Below are 19,043 nucleotides of genomic sequence, written 5' to 3' on the forward strand. Positions count from 1 at the left end.
TCGGTCGGCGGCGACATCTCCTCGACCGCGACGACGCCGATAGGCAACGAATTGAGCGCGGGGTGCGGCTGCGCGGGGTGTGATCGGTATCGTCGGGGGTGCGAGGGACTGATCGGGTTATCGGAACGCCCGTCAGGAGCTGTTGACCATGACCGAATCTCCGCGCCCGCAACGTCGTCGATCACGCGGCAAGGATTCTCCGGAACTTGTTGCTCGCCTGCAACGCTCACACCAACGCAGCCTCGAACGCCGCGCTGCGGCGACCGAGCGCGAGAAGACGATCACCCGCGCAGTGGCCGACTACCTCAGCGCGTGGCAGGCGATCAGCGCACTTGAAGACCGGCGTGAGGGTGACGTGGCCGCACTGCGTGAGCAGATCGACGCCGTGCTGGCGCGGGCTGCGGGCGAGATCACGACGCACGAGCAGGCACAAGCTGCGGCAGCCGCGGTGGTGCGTGCCCACGTGCAGAGCGACGAAGAACTCGCCGACCTGCTCGAGATCACCGTCAAACGCGCACGGCAGCTACTGGCTGCGTGGCGCACGGCCGACACCGGACCGCTCTCGGCCCCCACAACCGTGCCCGAGCCAAGTCGCCGAAACCCGCGTGCATTAGAAGTCTCGGCATCTCGAAACGTGGGTGTGAACGAACAATCCGACGGTGAGGCCGAGCCGGTCACCCCATCCGACGAGATCCCAGGCCCGGAGGCTTCGCAGGCCGACAAGGACGTGCGGGAACTGTAAGTGGTGGCCCGTACCCGTTGCGCCACCAAGGCAGTGCCGGATCGGCGGCCGAGGGAGAAGGCCCGGCCTTGCGCGGCATCGTCGCGTGGTCGAGGAAGCCTCAGCCGCGTTCAGTTAGGCGACATGGGGCGGGCATTCGAGCGCCCGCCCCATTGTGGGTTTGGTCGGGCGTACTGCGGTCTCCCGCAATGACGGCTACAGGTCCCCGGGGCGCGGGCAGCGAGATCGAGATCGAGTTCGCCGGAGCGAACGACATCTCCACTCGCGTTGGAGTGACGGTGAGGACAAGCCAACCAGCGCGTTGTGCGTACCTGTGAAACAGATCGATCGTCCGAGTAACACGGCTGAATTGTGCTGTGAGATCTATGCGTTCGACGAAGTCGTCACCGATCACTGCGTCGTCCAGCAGCGAGCCGCAGGGGTCCCGGTGGCCGTTGCTGACGCGATGCAGCGGAATCCCTGCGGGCGTGGCGATCTCGCGTTCGATTCTGTCGAGATGCCGGTACACCGCTTCGGGTTCCCAGCCGGTGTCAGCGAAGATCGCGGCATCGATCATCGGCAACTCGCCGTGCGCGATCAGCAACAGCAATGTCGTCGACTGCACGCCCGCACCGAGCGAGAGCACTCGCAGAGACGATCCCACCCGAGAACTCCTTTCCCGGTCAGGTTTGGGGACCCCTTTGACCGTGGCCGCTGCTTCTTGGGGCTCGGTGTTCACGGTGTGAGTCGATCGAGATCGAGCATCGCGGCCAGCCGGTCCAGGATCGTCGGTGCGCTAACCGTGGTGCCCCGCACTTTCCGGAGTCGTCGGATGCGCAGCCCACGCAATTCGACTCCGTAGGTGACAGGCCCGGATTCGGTATCCCGGACGGGGACGATCCGGTAGTCATTGGCGTCGATGAGGATCGAGTACCACGCATCGGCAGGGTGGCCCGCCCGAGTGGCTTCCTCGGAGCTCGGGCCGGGCTGAATCCATTGGGGGCAGTCGCATTCGGGATCCTCGCAGGGGGTGATGCGTGCGGCGATCGCGTTGGATCGGTAGGTGGGCATGCGCCCAGCCAACATCGGACAGCCCCGGGTGGAGTAGGCGGCGCACTCGGGGTGAAGCCCGGCTTCCGGGCCGACACCACGGACCCAGTCCTGGGGGCGCACGAACACCACGACTTGCTGCCCGGGCCCATGCCCCCTGCCGAGTTCCTCACCGCAGACCTGACACAGGCGAAGCCCCAGCACCAGAACGTGTCGTTCGGGGTCGATCGCACCCCAGACCGGGGAGACCCGGCCGCGGTGGCATAGCGTGAGAAACGGGATGGCCAAGCCCTGCGCGGTCGGCGCATCGTGCAGACGAGCGAGAATCGGTGGCCGGGCCGAATTCGGTGACGGCGCTGGAGAATTCACGGATCACTCCTGACTGTCGATGATGGATACGCGCCACGGCGCACTAGCGAGCTGGGTGATCGCCGGTCGTGCGACATGCGGAGAGGGCGACGACGATGGATTGCGTTGGCCGAGCGGCAGACTCGACTCGCACGTGGATGACCGCGGTGATCGCGTCGGGTGTGGGAGGTTGGGCGAGCCAGGGGCCGAAGGTGGTGGAGTCGATGTCGGGGAGTGCGGCCTCGATCCACCGCATCAGCGCGGCGGCGCTCGAGATCACCACCGTTGCGCGCCGGTGTGCGGATCGGCGTTGTGCACCGCCACCACCGGCGGCGCGAATGGAGCCTGGGTGAGGGTGGAGCGGGTGAGCACAGCCTCATATCCACTGGCCGACCAGGCGCCGCGCGCGACGACGAATCCGCCGTCGGACGAGGCCACTACAGGCAGCAGATGCCATCGGGTACCCGAATCACCGAAAGCGGTGAAATAGTACTCTTCCCAGCTGATTTCGGTACCACCGCCGGTGTGGATACGGAGCCTTTGAGTGGCGTGTTCGACCGAGATCAACGCCATCGGCGTCGCCGTCCGATCTACGGCCCTGGCCGTGAGGGCATCGAAACGCGAGATCGGTGTGCCAGGTGCCGCTGCGGCGGCGAAGCACGCTCGGTAGCCGACGACCATCACTTCGGTCGAGGGCGGGGCAGGCACAGCCGCCTCGTAGCCGGGCATGACGCGCAGGCGGGCGAGGTAGCGGCTCGGATCAGTATTCACGGAGACACCGCCGGTGGGAGTGTGGACAGGATGACGGGCGCACGTCTATGAGTGGGGGCGAGACGGAGCGGGTGTGAATCATCGGGGACCTCCATTTCTCGGGTCGCCGCGACAACCGCGGCGGCCGGACGGCCTGCGGTGTGCGTGAGTGGTGGGGCTAATCGGCGCTGTGACGCGCGGTGAGAGCCGCGGAGCGGGTTGGATAGCGCCAGTGACAGCCGGAGCCGGTGGGAGCAGGACGGAGGAGCAGTGGGCCGGTAGGAAACGCGCCCGGGGGCCCACCGACGGCGGCAATGACGCCCGCTTCGTAATCCGCCATCAGCTCATGTCTTTCTGCCGACCACACCAAGCCCGGCTATCCCGCTCGCAGGGATGTCGCTGCCGATCTAGGCGTGGTCGACGAAGGTCAGGTCGGCGTATCGTTCTGTGCCGGTGAGGAATTCGCATTCGCAGTGTGGGAATTCGTGCCAGCATTGGTCGCAGTAGCCGCACACCGGGCAGTGCGGGCCGGTGCTCTCGAGGCCGTACTGCCCGCAGTAGTCGCAGTAGTCGTAGAAGCGGTGTTCGGCCTTGTCGTCGGTGCTGGCGGCCGGTCCACGCCACACATAGGAGTGGTTGGAGTACCAGATTCCGTCGCGGCTCCAATGCCCGTGGTGTTCGTTGAACAGGTACGCGGTGTGTTTGTAGCGGGGGTCGACGGTGAGCAGGATCATCTTGTCGCCGTCGAGCCATTCCTCGAGGTCGGCGCGGCCGGCCCAGGAGTCCAACGACCCGAACGGGCGCAGGGGAAAGAAATCCTCGGCCGCGACACGGGTGTCCGAGCGGGGATCGCCTTTCACGGGGTGCACGATTGCAGGGAGAATCCCGTTGTGCGCCAGCACAGTTCGGGCGTCACCGCCGACGGCGAAGGGATGGCAGTTCTGTTCGCTGATGTAGCCATGGGTGGCGAAACGGGAGTGGAACAATGCCGGAGTGTCCGGGAAACGGGCACGCACGGAGCCGAATTCCTCGATCACTGCGGCGGCGTCGAGTCCGCGCCCGACGAGGATGCGGTCGTCGGCGACGACGGCGTAACCGTGCCCGTGTGGGTTGGCCAGCGCGCCGTCGCGTAGTGCGGCGAGATCCAGTGTGACGCCGGGCTTGTAGAAGCTCAGGATGCACATGCGAGGGCCTCCATTTCCGCCAGCAAGGGCAGATAGATCGGGTGGGCTCGCACCCAAGTGACGAATACGGTCCATTCCCAGCCGCGTCGACGCGCGACGTCGCCGGAGGTGAGGGTGCGGGTGTATTCCACCGACGCGGCGATGAACGCCAACGCCGCTTGAACCTGTTGGCGGTGCAGGGAACTGGCGAAGATCCGGACTTCGAACGTGTCTTCGGGGTAGACGTTGATGGCCTGGTAGCGGCCGTAGCCGAAACGTTCACCCTTGGCGAACTTGGCGATCCCGGCGCGGGTTTCGGGCGTGAAGCTGGCCCAGTCGTCACTGCGGCGACGAGCCAGCTGGACCGCGTGAGATTCGTTGCGGTAGAAGAACTTCATCCACCGGTACACGTGCGCCGGCGAATCGAATCCCTTGCGGGAGACGTGCACGTGGATGCCGACATGGTCGTCGACATACGCGCCACGAATCCGTAACTCGCGCAGCATCTTCCACGGGAACTCTTCGATGGCCCACTCGTAGCTCATCGGGTGGGTGACGATCTCGAACCCGCCTTGGTAGCCGATGGATCCGTCTTCCTTGAGATAGCCCAGGTCGCCGAGGTTGTCCGCGGCGATCTCGGCGCAGGCTTGCAGGGAACGGCTCGGGGTTTTGATCTCGAGTTCCAAACCCAGAAAGACCGGACCGTGGCCGTGGAAGTACGGGTCGGGCTTGTAGGAATAATCGTGGATGTGGTCATTGCGGCGGTCGCGGAAGCACGAGGTGCAGTAGTCGTCGCTGGTGGTGAGGTAGTCGCAGTCGTCGCATACGCGGTAGTTGGCCTGGCAGTCGCGGCACACCTCCTCGCCGTTGTCGACACTGCGCAGGTATCGCGACAGCAGACGGCAATCCGAGCAGCGCCAGTAGTGGCTGTCGTGGCAGCTGTCGCAGACGATGTCGCCGCTGACGGTCGCCTCACCAGCGGTGGTGCAGCGCTCGCAGTATTCGCATTGCGACCAGCGCCGCGCGCAGCTCGTGCAGAGAACACCGTCATCGACGGTCTCGTGGATGTCGTTGACCCGCTCGTCGCAGTCCTGGCAGAAGGGACGCTCATCGCAGTCCTGGCATTCGGTAGCGGGATCATCCAGAAGCGGATCGTCAGGGATCGGTGCGGAACAGGCGCGGCACAGCGCGATTGTGTCCAGTATTTCGGGCATGGGTGTGGGACCTCTCTGAGAATCGAGGGAGGGTAGAGAAGCGGTGAAAACGAATCAGGTGCCCCGGTGGCAGAGGTGCGCGAACGACGCACGCACCGTCAGTTCGGGCTAGGAGCGAATCGCTCGATCAGCGAGGGTGTATCGGTGACGCCGGCTCGGCGGATGCGCAGGGGCGTGAGGTCTAGCGGACGGTCTGGCGACGCAGTGTTACGCCCGTGCCGGTGCGTTGTGCGCAGTCGCAGTGGGGGAAGGGATTGGCGCACAGGAAACACCAACCGCAGCTACCGCAGTAGCGGCCGCGTCGGCCGAAGTCGACCTCTCCGCAGCTTTCACAGACATACAGCCACGCTCGTGCGCGCAGCAGCGCCGGTTCCGGTTCGGGGCGGTAGCCGGGATTGGAGTACCAGATCCCGTCGTCCCAGATTCCTGCCGATTCGTTGAATATGTAGGCATTGTGGGCGAAGCCGGGGTCGATGGTGAGGATGACGAGTTTGCTTGCCCCCAACCAGGACTCCAGTCCGCGGCGGCCCTGCGTAGTGTCGAGCGACCCGAAAGGCATGTGCGGCAGGTAGGTTCCGGCCGCGATCCGGGTGTCCGAGCGGGGGTCGTACGGGGCGGGCCGTACTCGTCGGGGTAGAACCCCATTGTGCGCCAGCACGGTGCGTCGATCACGGCCGAGCCGGAAGGGGTGGCAGTTGTCGATGCTCACCGCACCGTGGGTGGCGTAGCGGCTGTGGAACAGCGCCGGCCGATCCGGATACCGGGCACGGACGGCGGCGAACTCGTCGAGTATTTCCTCGGCGTCCATGCCGCGCCCGACCATCACGCTGGCGTCGGTGACGACGGCGAACCCATGACCATCTTTGTTGACTCGCGCGCCGTTCCTCAACGCCGTCAGGTCCGGGGTGGCGCCGGGTGGGAAGTAGGTCAGTAGGCACATGCGAGGGTCTCCATCTCCGCGCGCAGTGGCGCGTAGTCCTCGTGCTGGGCGACCCAGGTCGTGAATTGTTCCCATTCCCAGCCGCCGTGTCGGACGACTTGGGTGCAGGTCAGGGTGCGCGTGTATTCGACGGTGGCCGCGACGAACGCCAGTGCCGCTTGAACCTGTTGGCGGTCAAGGGAACCGGCGAACACTCGGACCTCGAGGCTCTTGCGTGGGTGCGGGTTGATCGCCTGATACCGGTCCATCCCGAACCGCGGCAGATCGTCCTTGGCGGTGTGCTTGACCCGTGCTCGCGCGATGGGGGAGAACGCCGCATAATTCGATCGCCGCCGCGCCAACGCGACGGTCTGGGATTCGTTGCGGTAAATGAGCTTCGCCCACCGGAAGATATGTGCCGCGGAGTCGAAGCCGTCGCGGGAGACATGAACATGGATACCGACACTGTGATCGGAGCGGCAGCCGAGCTCTTCGAGCAGTTCGAGCAATTCCCACGGGAACTGCTCGACCGCGTACCGGTACTCCATCGGATGGGTGACCAGTTCGAAACCCGACGGTTCGATCGACGAATCGTGCTTCAGATACGCCAGATCCCCGACGGACTCCCCGACCATCGACGCGCACACCTCGTACCTGTGCCGGGGAACGATGATTTCCAGCTCGAGACCGAGAAACACCGGGCCGTTTCCGAAGAATCGAGGATCGGGTTTGTAGTTGTAGTTCCAGACACGGCCAGGTGATCCACAGCTGTCGCACTCGGTGCCATCAGGTAGCAAAGCGCCGCAGTGGCCGCACGAGTTGTAATTCTGTGCGCAGCCGGAACAGACACGTGCGCCGCCCGATACATAACGGCTCTCGGCGGTGTAGAGGCTGCATGCTCCGCAGTGATCGAAGAACCTGTTGATACACGCCGGGCAGACGCGGTCGCCGGTATCGGTGCGCCACGTGGTCGGGCTGGTGTATCGGCAGCGCGCGCATTCCGACCACCCAGGCACGCAGGTGCGGCAGATCTGACCGAATTCCAGGGTCGTGGCCAGCTGCTGGCTGGGCTCGCCGCAGCGATCGCACCGTGCCACAGCACTTGCGAACGAGGGAGCGACTGGCTCGGCGACAGTCGTTCGTGCCTGCTGTGGAGAAATAGTGGGCTGGCAGACCGCACATGAATGAGCTGAGGAAGATACAGGGACAGGCATCGGGGTCGCCTTCCAGCGATTCGGAGAACGACAAAGCCGCGACAGGAAATTCCTATCGCGGCTTTGGGTGGGGAGATTATGGACGCGAACGATTGATGGTTCGCGGATGTTAGGTGCCGTGAACGCGTAAGCGGTCGGTGTCGATTGCCGAGGTGTGCATTGCCGGGTTCAGAGCGCGGGCTACATGACTTGACTAATTGTCAGCCGGGGTGGCATTGGTCGGCGGGTACGGTCCAGCGCACGTTCACTCGCCACCTAGACTCAAGGGGAACGTTGGTGGAAACCGGGCTATCCGGCCACTGTGAGTTCGTCAGAGGTTGGCGTATCCACCGGCGTTCCACACGATCCGGCGATAGTTTTCCGGCGTGATGGAATGGCGTGCCGGAATTCCGGGTGCGATCGGATATGGCCAGAAGCAGTAGCCGCACCGATGGCAATAGTGGCCTGCGCTCCAAATGTTCTTACTGACAGATATGCCTTTGGAAATTCGACTGTTCCGGCGAGTTCTGTGAGACGCGATCCAGAACAAGAACAGCGAGGGAGTAGCCATCGTGGAGATCAACAGAAAGTTGGCGACGAGAAACACGGCCAACGGCGTTGTCGCTTTAGGATCAGAGAAGTTGACGATGGCGATCAAGAGGAAAATGAGAGCAGGAATCGCGAAGATCAAGCCGAAAAGCACCAGCTTGCCCGAACCGCGTTGGAGGGGTGCCAATGCCAGGGAGTTGGAGAGGCTGGTCGAGTAGGTGCGGTCGGTCGCTGTTGAACCGATGACCGGGATCAGTCCCCCGGAACTGACGGCGACGCCGGAGTGGTAGTCCTGCCCGTAGACCGTGGTCGTTCCGGTCGCCCGAACGGCCGGGACTCGCTGAACTCGGTCGTCGTGCCCACAGGTCGGGCAGGTGATGTCGATTCCCACAGTGGCGTCCCGTCCCGGTGCGGCTGCGCCGCGACGTGGACGGTAGCCGCGCAACAGCGCCTGTGCTGGTTCCCGGTGATGCGATAGTTTGACCCATCGAACACCGCGAAACGCCGCTTGTCGAGAGGGATTCCTCGTCGAAGGATCGGAAGTCATTGTCGGGCCTTCCTGCTGAGGTGGCGTGATTGCATTTCCATGCTGTGCAGCGAGTCGTGGTGTCACACAGCCGCACTCGCTGGCGGTGCGCAATCCCAAGGGCGGGTCGACTCCATGTGACTCGCCGACGGTTGACGTCGCCCGGCAGCAGTCTGAGTCTGTACGCACTGCCTCGGCCGGGTTGCTCTGGCCGAGGCAGGGGGCATGCTGCGATGCCGGCGCAGCCAGGAGACAAATGGGAAATCGAACTTCTGGTAGTCGCTGGAAGTCGCCTCAGCCGTGCAGATCTCAGCCAGCCGTAGCCGTCCGGCATGTTGAGTGCTGCGACTTCATCCTCGCGGAACAGCCCAGCTTCCATGTGCTCATGGGGGAGAGCGCCGGTTCCGCAGTCGACATCCGCGTCGGTGTCCGGGTAACAGCCGTAGATCACGATGAAGACCGTCGGGACTGCCCCGAGTTTGGTTGACTCGCGGGTGTAGTGGTTCAGGCCGCGAGCGCGGGCCGGTTTATTGTCTCAAACTCGATCGGGGTGAGCCGGCCGAGTCGGCGTTGCCGACGAGTGCGGTGGTAGGTCTTCTCGATCCAGACCACGATCGCCAACCGCAGTTCCGCGCGGGTCGCCCAGCGCTGCCGGTCGAGGACATTCTTCTGCAGCAGCGCGAAGAACGACTCCATGGCCGCATTGTCACCACACGCCCCGACGCGGCCCATCGAGCCTCGTAAACCGTTGACTGACAATGCATTCACGAACTTTCGGGAACGAAACTGACTGCCCCTGTCAGAGTGAACGACCGTCGCGTCTGGTGAGCGGAACGCGACGGCGTGATGCAGCGCCGATACCGCGATCGATGCCTTCATCCGAGAATCGATCGAGTAGCCCACGATCCGGTTGGAGAACACGTCCTTGATCGCGCACAGATAGAGCTTGCCCTCGCCGGTGGCGTGCTCGGTGATATCGGTCAGCCACACGGCATCCGGGGCGTCGGCGGTGAATTTGCGGTCGACGAGGTCGTCGTGGACCGGTGGGCCGGACTTGCGGTTCACCCCGCGTTTCTTGGCGAATACGCTCCAGATCCGTTGCTGTGAACACAATCTGGCGACTCGGTTCTCACCCGCGCGGATGCCGCGGGCGGGCAACTCATCGGCGATGAACCGGTAGCCGAACGCAGGGTCGTCGGCATGGATGTCGTAGGCGGCATTGATCAGATGCGCATCGTCCCAATCCCGTTGCGAGACAGGGTTCTTCTTCCATTTGAAGAATGCTTGGGTGGAGAATCCGAGTACCCGACAGGTCACCGCGACAGGAATCTTGTCTGCGGCCAGGTCCAGGACCAGCGGGTACATCATTTTGGGTTCACATCGCGCGAGAAGTAGGCGACCGCACGGCGCATGACCTCGGCTTCTTGTTCGAGTTGCCGGATCCGTTTGCGGGCCTCGCGAAGCTCGGCCGACTCATCACCGGTGACGCCGGGGCGATGTCCATCCTCGATGTCGGCCTGTTTCACCCAGTTCTTCACGCAGCTTTGCGAGATCCCGAAGTCCTTCGCGATCTGGGTCAACGGGATCTCGCCCTTGCGGGCGACCGCGACTACGTCGCGGCGGAACTCCTCGGGATAGGGCTTGGGCATGTCGGTGATCCTTCCACTGCGAGGAGGTCCTCACAGGTCAGGAGTCAACCAAACCGGGGGCAGTCCCGTCTACGCCGATTTCACGCTGAATCAGCCTGACGCTTTGAAGGTTCTGATGTCTTAGGCTGGTGTGACTACGCGGCACGGAATCGCCAGTTCAGGCCGTGTATCCATTGTGCCGACAGTGTGCCAAGGCGGGTACGCACAGGCTGGACAGATCGGTACCGGATGGACGCGAGCGGGTCTCTGACCTGGACCCGCCAAACCCTCATTGGACGCAGAATGACGGTTTCGGGCTCACTGGGGGTCAAGTGGTTGCAGGTTCTTCCCTCGAGTGCCGAGTTGTCGTGCTGTTTATGTCTGCACGCGAACAGAGGCGTCGTTCCGGCGCTTGGTTCGGGCGGACGAGCCGGGTTGCCAAGGGGGCAGGTTTGACCAGGTCAGACTGTGTTCCCATCTTGCCAAGAAGTTGCCAAGACAGCGCCGAACAGGCCGGACCGAACGGCACAGGACGGACGGAACGCCTCCGGCACGCCGCCGATCCGCGACGCCTCCGAATACCGAATCCGCGGCCTGCGGCGGTGATCCCGAACTCCGGATCACCGCCCGTCGGGGTCGGCGCCCTCAGCCCGCCATCGGACCGAATGATGTCTCCACCTGCGTAAACGTGTTCACGGAAGCCGCCTACTCGATGCCGACCGTATCGGCGCGGCGGCGGGATCGCCACGCCAGTCCGGCCCACGACACGATCACGGCCACTGCCACAAGTACGCGCACCAGCTCGAGCGCACTGCGGGGGTACAGGACGCCGGTGATGTAGTGGTCGATGAACCCGCTGGACGGGAGGCCGGCCACGCCCGCCCGGTGGCGGGCCCAGTTCTCGAGGTCGGTCAGCGGGCATTCGAACCTGAACAGGATCGTGCTGAAACCCCAGGCGACGGCGAGGATGTGCAGCCAGATGGTGCGTGGCCACCGCCAGGCGATGAAACCGCCCACCACCACGTAGGCCACGAACAGAAAATGGACGACGGCGGTCAGGTCGGCGAGCAGCCGGTAGAGCATGAATCCAGAATAGGAGCGGTGCGTGGGAACCGGCAGCTCCTGTCGGATTCGTGGAGTGGCTGGTTCAGGCCTGGGCGGGAATGACGTGGCAGATCTGCCCGGCCGCTCGGACGACCGCTTCGAGATCGGGTAGGGCAACCACATCGGGCAGAATCACCCGCATCTGGCTGCCGTGGCTGAGGACGGTCACCCGCGGGCCCACCGGTCCACCGGCCGCCGCCTCGATGAACACCGGAACGTCGAGACTGCGCGCCTCCACGTCGATGAATCCGTGCGGTGTGCCTTCCTCGTCGGCGCCGGCCAGGCGGTCGATGAACAGCCAATGCCCCGGGCCGTCGGAGGGGGCTTCCTCCCAGTGCTCGGGGAACAGTTGCCGGATCCGGCGGGCGATGATCGCCCCCGGGTCGGTCTCTTCGGTGAGCGAGGCGGGAGGAACAGTCGTCACGATGAGTCTCCTACTGAGAAAACAGCGCCATTGGAATGTCGATATCGAGACCGGGTTACCGGACCCATGCTGTCTCGGAGTTCTGCTGATCGCGCATGTTTCGCGAAAACGACGAGTACGCATCCATCGGCACACGCGGATATGCGCATCTGACTATGGATCCCTGGGTCAGTCGTGCGCGGCGAACATGTGCAGCAGACCCGCAGGGGCGTTGTCGTCGTGGCAGGTCAGGCCGAAGAGGTCGACGGCGTCCTCGGCGGCGGCGGTGCTGCGGGGGAACAGGGCCTGCTCGTATTCGGCGAGGGCGGCCTCGACGTCGCCGGGGTGTGCGGCGAGTGCCTTGCCGAGCTCCGCACCGTCGAGCATCGCGAGGTTCGCGCCTTCGCCGGAGGGCGGCATCAGGTGTGCGGCATCGCCGAGCAGGGTTACGCCGGGGATCCGGTCCCAATGGTGGTCGAGGGGAAGCGAATTGATGGGGCGCAGGACGGGCGGGAGGTCCGTCTCGGAGATCAGCGCGGTGAGTTCGGGTGCCCAGCCGTCGAATTCGTGTGCCACCCGCGCGGCGGCCGCCTCGGCATCGGTGAAATCGATGGCGGCGAACCACTCCTGCGAACGGTTGAGTGCCGTGTAGGTGTGGATGGTGCCGCCGCCCTCGTGATGTACGTGCAGGCCCTTGCCGGGGGCGATGGCGAACATCGCGCCGCTGCCGACCGCCTTGCCGGTCGCGGGATGGCGGGCCGCGCCGTCGAGCAGGAAGGTCTCGACGAAGGAGGTGCCCACGTATTCGGGTGTGGCCGTGGACAACAGGGGGCGTACGCGGGACCAGGCGCCGTCCGCGCCGACGAGGACATCGGTGGTGACGGTGGTGCCGTCGGCGAAGGTTACCTCGTGGCGGCCGTCGGTCAGCGAGCTGACGCTGGTGACCTTGTGGTTCCACTGCACGGTTCCGGCGGGCAGCGAATCGAGCAGCAGTTGGCGCAGTGCGCCGCGCTGGACCTCGGGGCGGCCGCGCGAACCGCCGGCGGGCTCGTCGTAGAGGACGCTGCCGTCCTCGCCGAGGATTCGGACGACCTCGCGGCCCTCGAGGATGAGGCTCCGGAATTCGTCGAGCAGGCCCGCGGCTTCGAGGGCGGGCTGGCCGCTGTCGTCGTGGATGTCGAGCATGCCGCCCTGCGAGCGGGCGGTGGGGGATGCCTCGGCTTCGTAGACCGTGGCCGGGATGCCGTGTACATGCAGAACGCGGGCCAGGGTGAGTCCGCCCAGTCCGGCGCCGATGATGGTGATGTTGGTGGTCATGGCCATTTCCTTTCTCTGGAACGTTGTTCCAACAGTCTGGAACAGCGTTCCAGGATTGTCAAGATGGAACGCTGTTCCAGGGATGTGGCAGGATGTGAGCATGGCAACCAGGACGCGCCGACCTGAGCGGCGAGACAACCCGCTCTCCCGCGAACGCATCGTCGAAGCCGCCATCGGGCTCCTCGACGCGGCGGGGGAGGGGGGACTCACCTTCCGTGCCCTCGCCGAGCACCTCGCCACCGGTCCCGGCGCGATCTACTGGCACGTGGCGAACAAGGGTGAACTGCTCGCCGCCGCCACCGACGCCGTCATCGCGGACGCCCTGGCCGCCGACGCGTCCGCGGACGCGGCCACCCCGCGGCAGGCGCTCGACGCGGTCGCGGTCGGGCTGTACGAGGCGATCGACGAACACCCTTGGCTCGCAGCGCAACTCGCCTCACAGTTCGCCCGCAGCCCAGGAGGCTCGGTCGCGCCCCGGATCTTCGAGAGCATCGGCAGCAAGTTGGACGCGCTGGGGGCGCCGCGGGAGGCGCAGTTCGTCGCGACCTCGGTGCTCATGCACTACATCCTCGGCGCGGCCGGGCAGAACGCGGAGAACGGCCTGAGCGCCCGTAGCCTCCCGCCCGGCACCGATCGCATCGGATTCCTGGACTCCGCCTCGAGCGCCTGGAAGAACCTGGACCCGGGGGAGTACCCCTTCGCCACGGCCATCGCCGACGAACTTCGCGACCACGACGACAGGGCGCAGTTCCTCGACGGCATCGCGCTGATCGTCGCGGGCATCACCGGAATCGACGGGTAGGAAGGCGATCGCAGGCATCTGGTCTGCACGATTGTGCCCGTAATCATACGTATACACGGATATGCGCATCTAAACATGAATTGCGACCTTCACACCTCATAACGCAAGCAACCCCTCACCTCAAAAGATCAGCATTGAGGGGAGAGGCTGGAAGTGCTTGCGGCGGTTACCAGTTGGAGGGTTCGTAGTCCTTGATGAAGACGCCGAACAGTTCGTCGCCCGCTTCGCCGCGGACGATCGGGTCGTAGACGCGGGCCGCACCGTCGACCAGGTCGAGGGGTGCGTGGAAGCCTTCCTCGGCGAGGCGGATCTTGGTGTAGTGCGGGCGTTCGTCGGTGATCCAGCCGGTGTCGACGGCGGTCATCAGGATGCGGTCGGCCTCGTACATTTCGCGGGCGCTGGTGCGGGTCAGCATGTTCAGCGCGGCCTTGGCCATATTGGTGTGCGGGTGGCCGGGGCCCTTGTAGCCGCGGGCGAAGACGCCCTCCATAGCGGAGACGTTGACGACGTACTTGCGGTTGGCGGCTGCGGCGGCCAGGGCGGGGCGCAGGCGTGAGATCAGGATGAACGGGGCGACCGAGTTGCACAGCTGCACCTCGAGCAGCTCGGTGGCGTCGACCTCGCCGACGTTCTGCACCCAGCTGTTGGTGTGCGCGAGGTCGGGCACCAGGCCGCCCGCGTCGATGGCGATGCCTTGCGAAATGCGTTCCGGCGTAGCCGATCCCGCGATGAGGGCGAGGTCGGTGATGTCGGCGCCGGACAGGCTCGGGGTGAGCGAGGCGGTCAGGGAGGCCGGGTGGGCGGCCATGGTCTTGCCGAAGGAGATCATCTCGGGGAGCTCGCCGGCGGGCAGCGGGCTGTTCTCGGCTTCGACGAGGGCGCTGTAGGAGCCGGTGGTGCGGCGCACGGTCTGCGCGGCGTTGTTGATGATGATGTCGAGGGGGCCCTGGGCGGCGACGTCGTCGGCGAGGGCGACGACCTGGGCGGGGTCGCGCAGGTCGATGCCGACGATGCGCAGCCGGTGCAGCCAGTCGGTGCTGTCGGGCTGGGCGGCGAAGCGGCGGATGGCGTCGTTGGGGAAGCGGGTGGTGATGGTGGTGTGGGCGCCGTCGCGCAGTAGGCGCAGGGCGATGTACATGCCGATCTTGGCGCGGCCGCCGGTGAGCAGGGCGCGGCGGCCGGTGAGGTCGGTGCGGGCGTCGCGTTTGGCGTGGCTCTTGGCGGCGCATTCGGGGCAGAGCTGGTGGTAGAACGCGTCCACGCGGGTATAGCGCTGTTTGCATATGTAGCAGGGGCGCGGTCGCAGCAGGGTTCCGGCGCTGCCGTCGTCGGTGGCCGAGCTGATCGGGATTCCGGCGGTTTCGTCGTCGATCCGGTTGGGTGAGCCGGTGGCGGTGGCGGCGACGATTTCGCGGTCGGCGGCGGAGATGGCGTCGCGGACTTCGATTCGCTTGCGCTGCTTGAACTTCTTGAACATGTGCCCGACGGCGCGCTGCACCTGGATGGAGTCGGGGTGGGTCTTGTCCAGCTGCCCCGCTTGTTCGAGGACGCGCAGGCAGGTGGCCAGCTCGTCGGGGTCGATGGCCGGTGCGTCGGTCGTGGGTACCGCGGTGGTGTGCTCGGCCATCGGAAGCTGTGGTGGTCCTTCGTGCGGGGGTGGGGGGCGACCCATTCTCTCATTGTGAAAAGCCCGGCCACCGAGGTGGCCGGGCGGTAGCGGGTTTGGTGCCGCTATTCGGCTGTGGCGCCTACGGGTTGGAGTTCTCCGGCGTCGTCGTCGCGGCCGAGTTCGCGGGCGCGCCCGGCGAGGAGGGTGAGCAGGCGGGTGGGTATTTCGGTGCGGACTTCGCGCAGGAGTTTCCAGATGTCGTCGGAGGTGTCGTCGGTGAGGGCGGCGAGGAAGTTCTCGGCGTCGTCCATGGCGTCGATGATGTCGAGGGCGCGGCGGCGGTTGTCGCCGGTCATGGCCAGTGCCAGCGGGATGAGGGCTTCCCAGAGTCCGGCGGTGTCGGCTTCGCGGATGAGTTCGGCGAGGCGGTCGTCGGTCTGGTCGCCGACGCGGGCGGCGATGAAGGCGAGTTGGGGTTCGGGGAGGTGGGCTGCGAGGGGCAGCAGGTTGGTCCAGTGGCCGTGGTCGAGGGCGGTGTCCATGATGGCGGCGAGGACGGTTTCGTCGTGGACGGCGGGGCGCTGGGCGAAGGTGGTGAGGCTGTCGTTGCTCATGGCGCTGGTGATGGGCAGCAGGGTGGCCCAGGCGTCGAGGCGGGCGACGGCGGTGATGAGGGCGTCGAGGGTGTCGTCGCCGAGGCCGGCGGTGGTGTCGCCGATCCAGGCGCGGTTGTGGGGTGCGATGGAGTCGAGCAGGTCGATGCCTTCGGCCCACATGTCCTGTGCGGCGGCGGCGCGGATGACGCCGGGGACGCGGTCGGCGACGATGTGCAGGACGTTGTCGATGGCGGTTTTGTCTTCGAGTAGGAAGGCGATGCGCAGTAGGTCGCTGTCGCTCATGACGGGTGCGGCCGCGCGCAGTGAGGGTTCGGGGACGACGTGTACGAATCGGCCCATGGTGATGTGGTCTCGTTGTGAAAGTAGTTCGCGCGCAACGTCTGTGACCATTTTTGGCGGCACGGCGGCGATGATGGCGGCGGTGCGGCGGGGGTCGAGTTGGACGGCGCAGGCGGCGAGGAATTCGGCGGGGAGGGCTTTGGCGATGTCGATGGCGCGGTTGGCGTCGACGGTGCTGGCGACGGCGGCGCACAGGACGGGTCCGAAGGCGCGTTCGGCGACTTTGGCGCTGATGGCGGTGGGGACGAGTTTGACGGCGGCGGCGACGCCTTTGAGGCGTTTGGCGTCGCGGTCGTAGAGGCGGTCGGTGACGCGTTCGCGGTATTGGCGGATGGCCTCGGGTGGGAGGTCGATGAGGAAGTCGAGTTCGGTGGGGTCGGTGAGCCCGAGGAGGCGGGCGAGTTTGGTGGTTTCGGCGACGGCGACGAGGTGTTGGCTCACAGGCCCAGTGCTTTCTTGACGGCGGGGCGCATGAGGCGCGGGACGAAGTCGAGGGAGGTGTTGACGGCGGCGTCGATGGTGTCGGCGCGGCGGGTCATGGCGGCGTTGAGGAGCCGGTCGAGTTCGGTGTGGTCGGCGTCGGTGAGTTGGTCGAAGGCGGCGGGCAGGGGTGCCCGCAGGGTGGTGGTGAGTTGGTCTGCTGCGTCGGACATCGTCGTCTTTCCGGTTGTGCGTACTGCCGGTACGGTCTCCGATACTGGCAGTACGTTCTGTCTGAAATCAATCGAGTGTGGTTGACCTGGCCTGTGGTATCCGTCACGTGACCGGCCGGTAACCTGGGGCTAATTGTCGGTCGGGGTGAAGCCTTCGGTGCGTACCGTCGGTACGTGTATGCTCCGCGTGTGGCTCGCAGCAGTGCCGATTCGGCTTCGCGGACGGTGACCCGGGACGACATCGTGGATGCCGCGATCCGGGTGATCGATCGGGCGGGTCCGCGCCCGAGCATGGAGGACATCGCGCGCGAGGCGCAGATCACCAAGCCGCGGCTGTATCGGCAGTTCGCCGACAAGGGGGATCTGTTCACCGAGATCGCGGCGCGGATGTCGCGGCAGGCGTTCGCGGCGGCGGGCACGGATATGACGTTGATGCTGCAGCCGCCGCGGGCGGCGTTGCGGCGGATGTTCGGTGAGTACGCGCGGGGAATTCTGGAGCACCCCAACGTTTTCCGCTATCTGGGGCAGGCGCCGGTGTTGCAGCAGTCCGGTGCGGGGGTGTTGCAGTTGGATCTGGGGCGCGACGCGGCGCGACGGTTGGCGAAGCTGGCGCGTTCGGTGGCCGAGGCGGTGCCCCTGGATACCTCGGGCATCGATTACCTCTCGCGCGGATTGGTGGGGGTGGTGGTGGCGATCACGGATCTGTGGTTGTCGGATTCCGATACCCCGACGCCCGAGCAGACCGAGGAGTTCGTGGTGCAGGCCGCGGAGTTGTCGTGGGGGTTGATCGATGGGTTCCTGCGGCGGCAGGGGATCGTCGCGGATGCGGACACGCCGATGTTCACCACGTTCGCCGAGGTGAATCAGGCCCGGTCCGCTGATCATTGATCGCTGCCGCCCGCATTGTTGACACTGTGCCAATAGCCGTGCACGCTGAGGGGCGAGGCGCTTTTCGCGCACCCGCAGGCAAGCGAAGGAACGACGATGGCACGCCCCGCATGGAGCGACGACGAGGTCGAAGCGGTACGAGGACTGGCGAGCACCTTCTTCGAGAAGGAGGTGCTCCCGCACGAGGAGAAGTTCGTCGCCCAGGGGCACCCTGATCGCGCCCTCTACAACCGGGCCGGTGAACTGGGTCTGCTGTGCGCGGCCATCCCGGCCGAATATGGCGGCGGCGGAGGCACTTTCGCGCACGAGGCGGCCATCATCGAAGCCCAGGCGCACTGCGGTGACGGCGCGCTGGGCATGTCGGTGCACTCCTCGATCATCGCGCCGTACGTGCACCAGTTCGGTTCCGAGGAGCTCAAGACCCGGGTGCTGCCCAAGGCGGCGTCCGGGGAGATGGTGCTCTCGATCGGCATGACCGAACCGGGCACCGGCTCGGATCTGCAGAACATCAAGACCCGCGCGGTGCGTGAGGGTGACGAGTACGTCATCACCGGGTCGAAGATCTTCATCTCCAACGGCTGGCTGTGCGACGGCATCATCATCGCCTGCAAGACCGACCCCACCCAGGGCGCGTCCGGTGTCTCGCTGATCTTCGCCGAAGTCGGCGACGACACACCGGGATTCACCCGCGGGCGCATCCTGTCCAAGATCGGTGGCAAGGGTCAGGACACCGCGGAGCTGTTCTTCGACGGCCTGCGCGTGCCCGCCTCCAACCTGCTGGGGGAGGCCGAGGGCCGGGGCTTCTATCAGATGATGCAGATGCTCGCGCAAGAACGCCTGGTCACCGCGATTCTGGCGGTCGCGATGACCGAGAAGGCCGTCGAGCTGACCATCGACTACACCAAGGGCCGTGAGGCGTTCGGCAAACCGTTGTTCGCCATGCAGAACACGCGTTTCGAGCTCGCGGAGTGCGCGACCATCGCGCGCGTGGGCCGGGTGTTCCTGGATGATTGCATCGCCAAACACCTGCGCGGGGAACTGGATATCCCCACCGCGGCCATGTCGAAATACTGGTTGACCGACCAACTCGGTAATGTGGTGGATCGCTGCCTGCAATTCTTCGGCGGCTACGGATACATGACCGAATACCCGATTTCCCAGCTGTACACCGGCGCTCGGGTCCTGCGGATCCTCGCGGGAGCCAACGAGGTGATGAAGGATCTCATTGCCCGCTCACTCTGACACCGACC

Annotated in this window: 19 protein-coding genes; 4 read left to right on the forward strand and 15 right to left on the reverse strand. The window is 65.6% G+C overall.

What is annotated here, in order from left to right:
* Window positions 1–148: 148 nt before the first annotated feature.
* On the forward strand, window positions 149–742 hold the full coding sequence (locus OG300_RS10740; protein WP_405494687.1) for a hypothetical protein: 594 nt from the start codon (window positions 149–151) through the stop codon (window positions 740–742).
* Window positions 743–842: 100 nt separating this feature from the next.
* Here the strand turns inward: OG300_RS10740 and OG300_RS10745 are convergent, their stop codons facing one another.
* The 12 genes from OG300_RS10745 to OG300_RS10800 all read right to left on the reverse strand — a co-directional run bounded on the left by OG300_RS10745 (window position 843) and on the right by OG300_RS10800 (window position 12,885).
* Window positions 843–1,367, reverse strand: a complete 525-nt coding sequence (locus OG300_RS10745) for a hypothetical protein (protein ID WP_405494689.1) — start codon at window positions 1,365–1,367, stop codon at window positions 843–845.
* 89 nt (window positions 1,368–1,456) lie between these two features.
* Window positions 1,457–1,792, reverse strand: coding sequence for a hypothetical protein (locus tag OG300_RS10750; protein WP_405494691.1), 336 nt, complete (start codon window positions 1,790–1,792; stop codon window positions 1,457–1,459).
* Window positions 1,793–2,395: 603 nt separating this feature from the next.
* Window positions 2,396–2,890, reverse strand: coding sequence for a hypothetical protein (locus tag OG300_RS10755; protein ID WP_405494693.1), 495 nt, complete (start codon window positions 2,888–2,890; stop codon window positions 2,396–2,398).
* Window positions 2,891–3,276: 386 nt separating this feature from the next.
* Window positions 3,277–4,053, reverse strand: coding sequence for a hypothetical protein (locus tag OG300_RS10760; RefSeq protein ID WP_405494695.1), 777 nt, complete (start codon window positions 4,051–4,053; stop codon window positions 3,277–3,279).
* A complete protein-coding gene (locus tag OG300_RS10765) occupies window positions 4,041–5,246 on the reverse strand; it encodes an amidoligase family protein (protein WP_405494697.1) in 1,206 nt (401 codons plus the stop codon). Before OG300_RS10765 ends, OG300_RS10760 begins: the two co-directional genes overlap by 13 nt.
* A gap of 181 nt (window positions 5,247–5,427) precedes the next feature.
* Window positions 5,428–6,186 (reverse strand): class II glutamine amidotransferase, encoded by a 759-nt coding sequence (locus OG300_RS10770; RefSeq protein ID WP_405494699.1) that lies wholly within the window; start codon window positions 6,184–6,186, stop codon window positions 5,428–5,430.
* On the reverse strand, window positions 6,174–6,800 hold the full coding sequence (locus tag OG300_RS10775; RefSeq protein WP_405494701.1) for an amidoligase family protein: 627 nt from the start codon (window positions 6,798–6,800) through the stop codon (window positions 6,174–6,176). The genes OG300_RS10770 and OG300_RS10775 overlap by 13 nt, the downstream gene beginning before the upstream one ends.
* Before the next feature lie 889 nt (window positions 6,801–7,689).
* Window positions 7,690–8,298 carry a hypothetical protein gene (locus OG300_RS10780; protein ID WP_405494703.1) on the reverse strand — a complete coding sequence of 203 codons (609 nt, stop codon included), beginning with the start codon at window positions 8,296–8,298 and terminating at the stop codon, window positions 7,690–7,692.
* A 639-nt stretch (window positions 8,299–8,937) separates the two neighbouring features.
* Window positions 8,938–10,082, reverse strand: a protein-coding gene (locus tag OG300_RS10785; protein WP_331722933.1) for an IS3 family transposase whose coding sequence is annotated in 2 segments (ribosomal slippage) — window positions 8,938–9,803 and window positions 9,803–10,082 — 1,146 coding nt in all. Because the reading frame shifts where the segments join, the coding sequence is not laid out codon by codon here.
* A gap of 684 nt (window positions 10,083–10,766) precedes the next feature.
* A complete protein-coding gene (locus OG300_RS10790) occupies window positions 10,767–11,144 on the reverse strand; it encodes a DUF2784 domain-containing protein (RefSeq protein ID WP_405494704.1) in 378 nt (125 codons plus the stop codon).
* Window positions 11,145–11,208: 64 nt separating this feature from the next.
* Window positions 11,209–11,589, reverse strand: coding sequence for a hypothetical protein (locus tag OG300_RS10795; protein WP_405494706.1), 381 nt, complete (start codon window positions 11,587–11,589; stop codon window positions 11,209–11,211).
* Window positions 11,590–11,757: 168 nt separating this feature from the next.
* Window positions 11,758–12,885: an FAD-dependent oxidoreductase gene (locus OG300_RS10800; protein WP_405494708.1), complete on the reverse strand. Its 1,128-nt coding sequence runs from the start codon at window positions 12,883–12,885 to the stop codon at window positions 11,758–11,760.
* A gap of 100 nt (window positions 12,886–12,985) precedes the next feature.
* Between OG300_RS10800 and OG300_RS10805 the strand changes: the two genes are divergently transcribed.
* Window positions 12,986–13,687, forward strand: coding sequence for a TetR/AcrR family transcriptional regulator (locus OG300_RS10805; RefSeq protein WP_405494710.1), 702 nt, complete (start codon window positions 12,986–12,988; stop codon window positions 13,685–13,687).
* A 166-nt stretch (window positions 13,688–13,853) separates the two neighbouring features.
* Here the strand turns inward: OG300_RS10805 and OG300_RS10810 are convergent, their stop codons facing one another.
* The 3 genes from OG300_RS10810 to OG300_RS10820 form a co-directional block, all read right to left on the reverse strand.
* On the reverse strand, window positions 13,854–15,314 hold the full coding sequence (locus OG300_RS10810; RefSeq protein WP_405494712.1) for an SDR family NAD(P)-dependent oxidoreductase: 1,461 nt from the start codon (window positions 15,312–15,314) through the stop codon (window positions 13,854–13,856).
* A gap of 104 nt (window positions 15,315–15,418) precedes the next feature.
* Window positions 15,419–16,693 (reverse strand): hypothetical protein, encoded by a 1,275-nt coding sequence (locus OG300_RS10815; protein WP_405494714.1) that lies wholly within the window; start codon window positions 16,691–16,693, stop codon window positions 15,419–15,421.
* A complete protein-coding gene (locus OG300_RS10820) occupies window positions 16,690–16,905 on the reverse strand; it encodes a hypothetical protein (RefSeq protein ID WP_405494716.1) in 216 nt (71 codons plus the stop codon). The genes OG300_RS10815 and OG300_RS10820 overlap by 4 nt, the downstream gene beginning before the upstream one ends.
* A gap of 189 nt (window positions 16,906–17,094) precedes the next feature.
* Between OG300_RS10820 and OG300_RS10825 the strand changes: the two genes are divergently transcribed.
* Entirely contained in the window at window positions 17,095–17,793 is a 699-nt protein-coding gene (locus OG300_RS10825; protein WP_405494718.1) for a TetR/AcrR family transcriptional regulator, read from the forward strand.
* 96 nt (window positions 17,794–17,889) lie between these two features.
* Window positions 17,890–19,035 (forward strand): acyl-CoA dehydrogenase family protein, encoded by a 1,146-nt coding sequence (locus OG300_RS10830; RefSeq protein WP_405494720.1) that lies wholly within the window; start codon window positions 17,890–17,892, stop codon window positions 19,033–19,035.
* The last annotated feature ends 8 nt before the right edge of the window (window positions 19,036–19,043 follow it).

The sequence above is a fragment of the Nocardia sp. NBC_00511 genome (genome assembly GCF_045161165.1).
Classification (GTDB): Bacteria; Actinomycetota; Actinomycetes; order Mycobacteriales; family Mycobacteriaceae; genus Nocardia.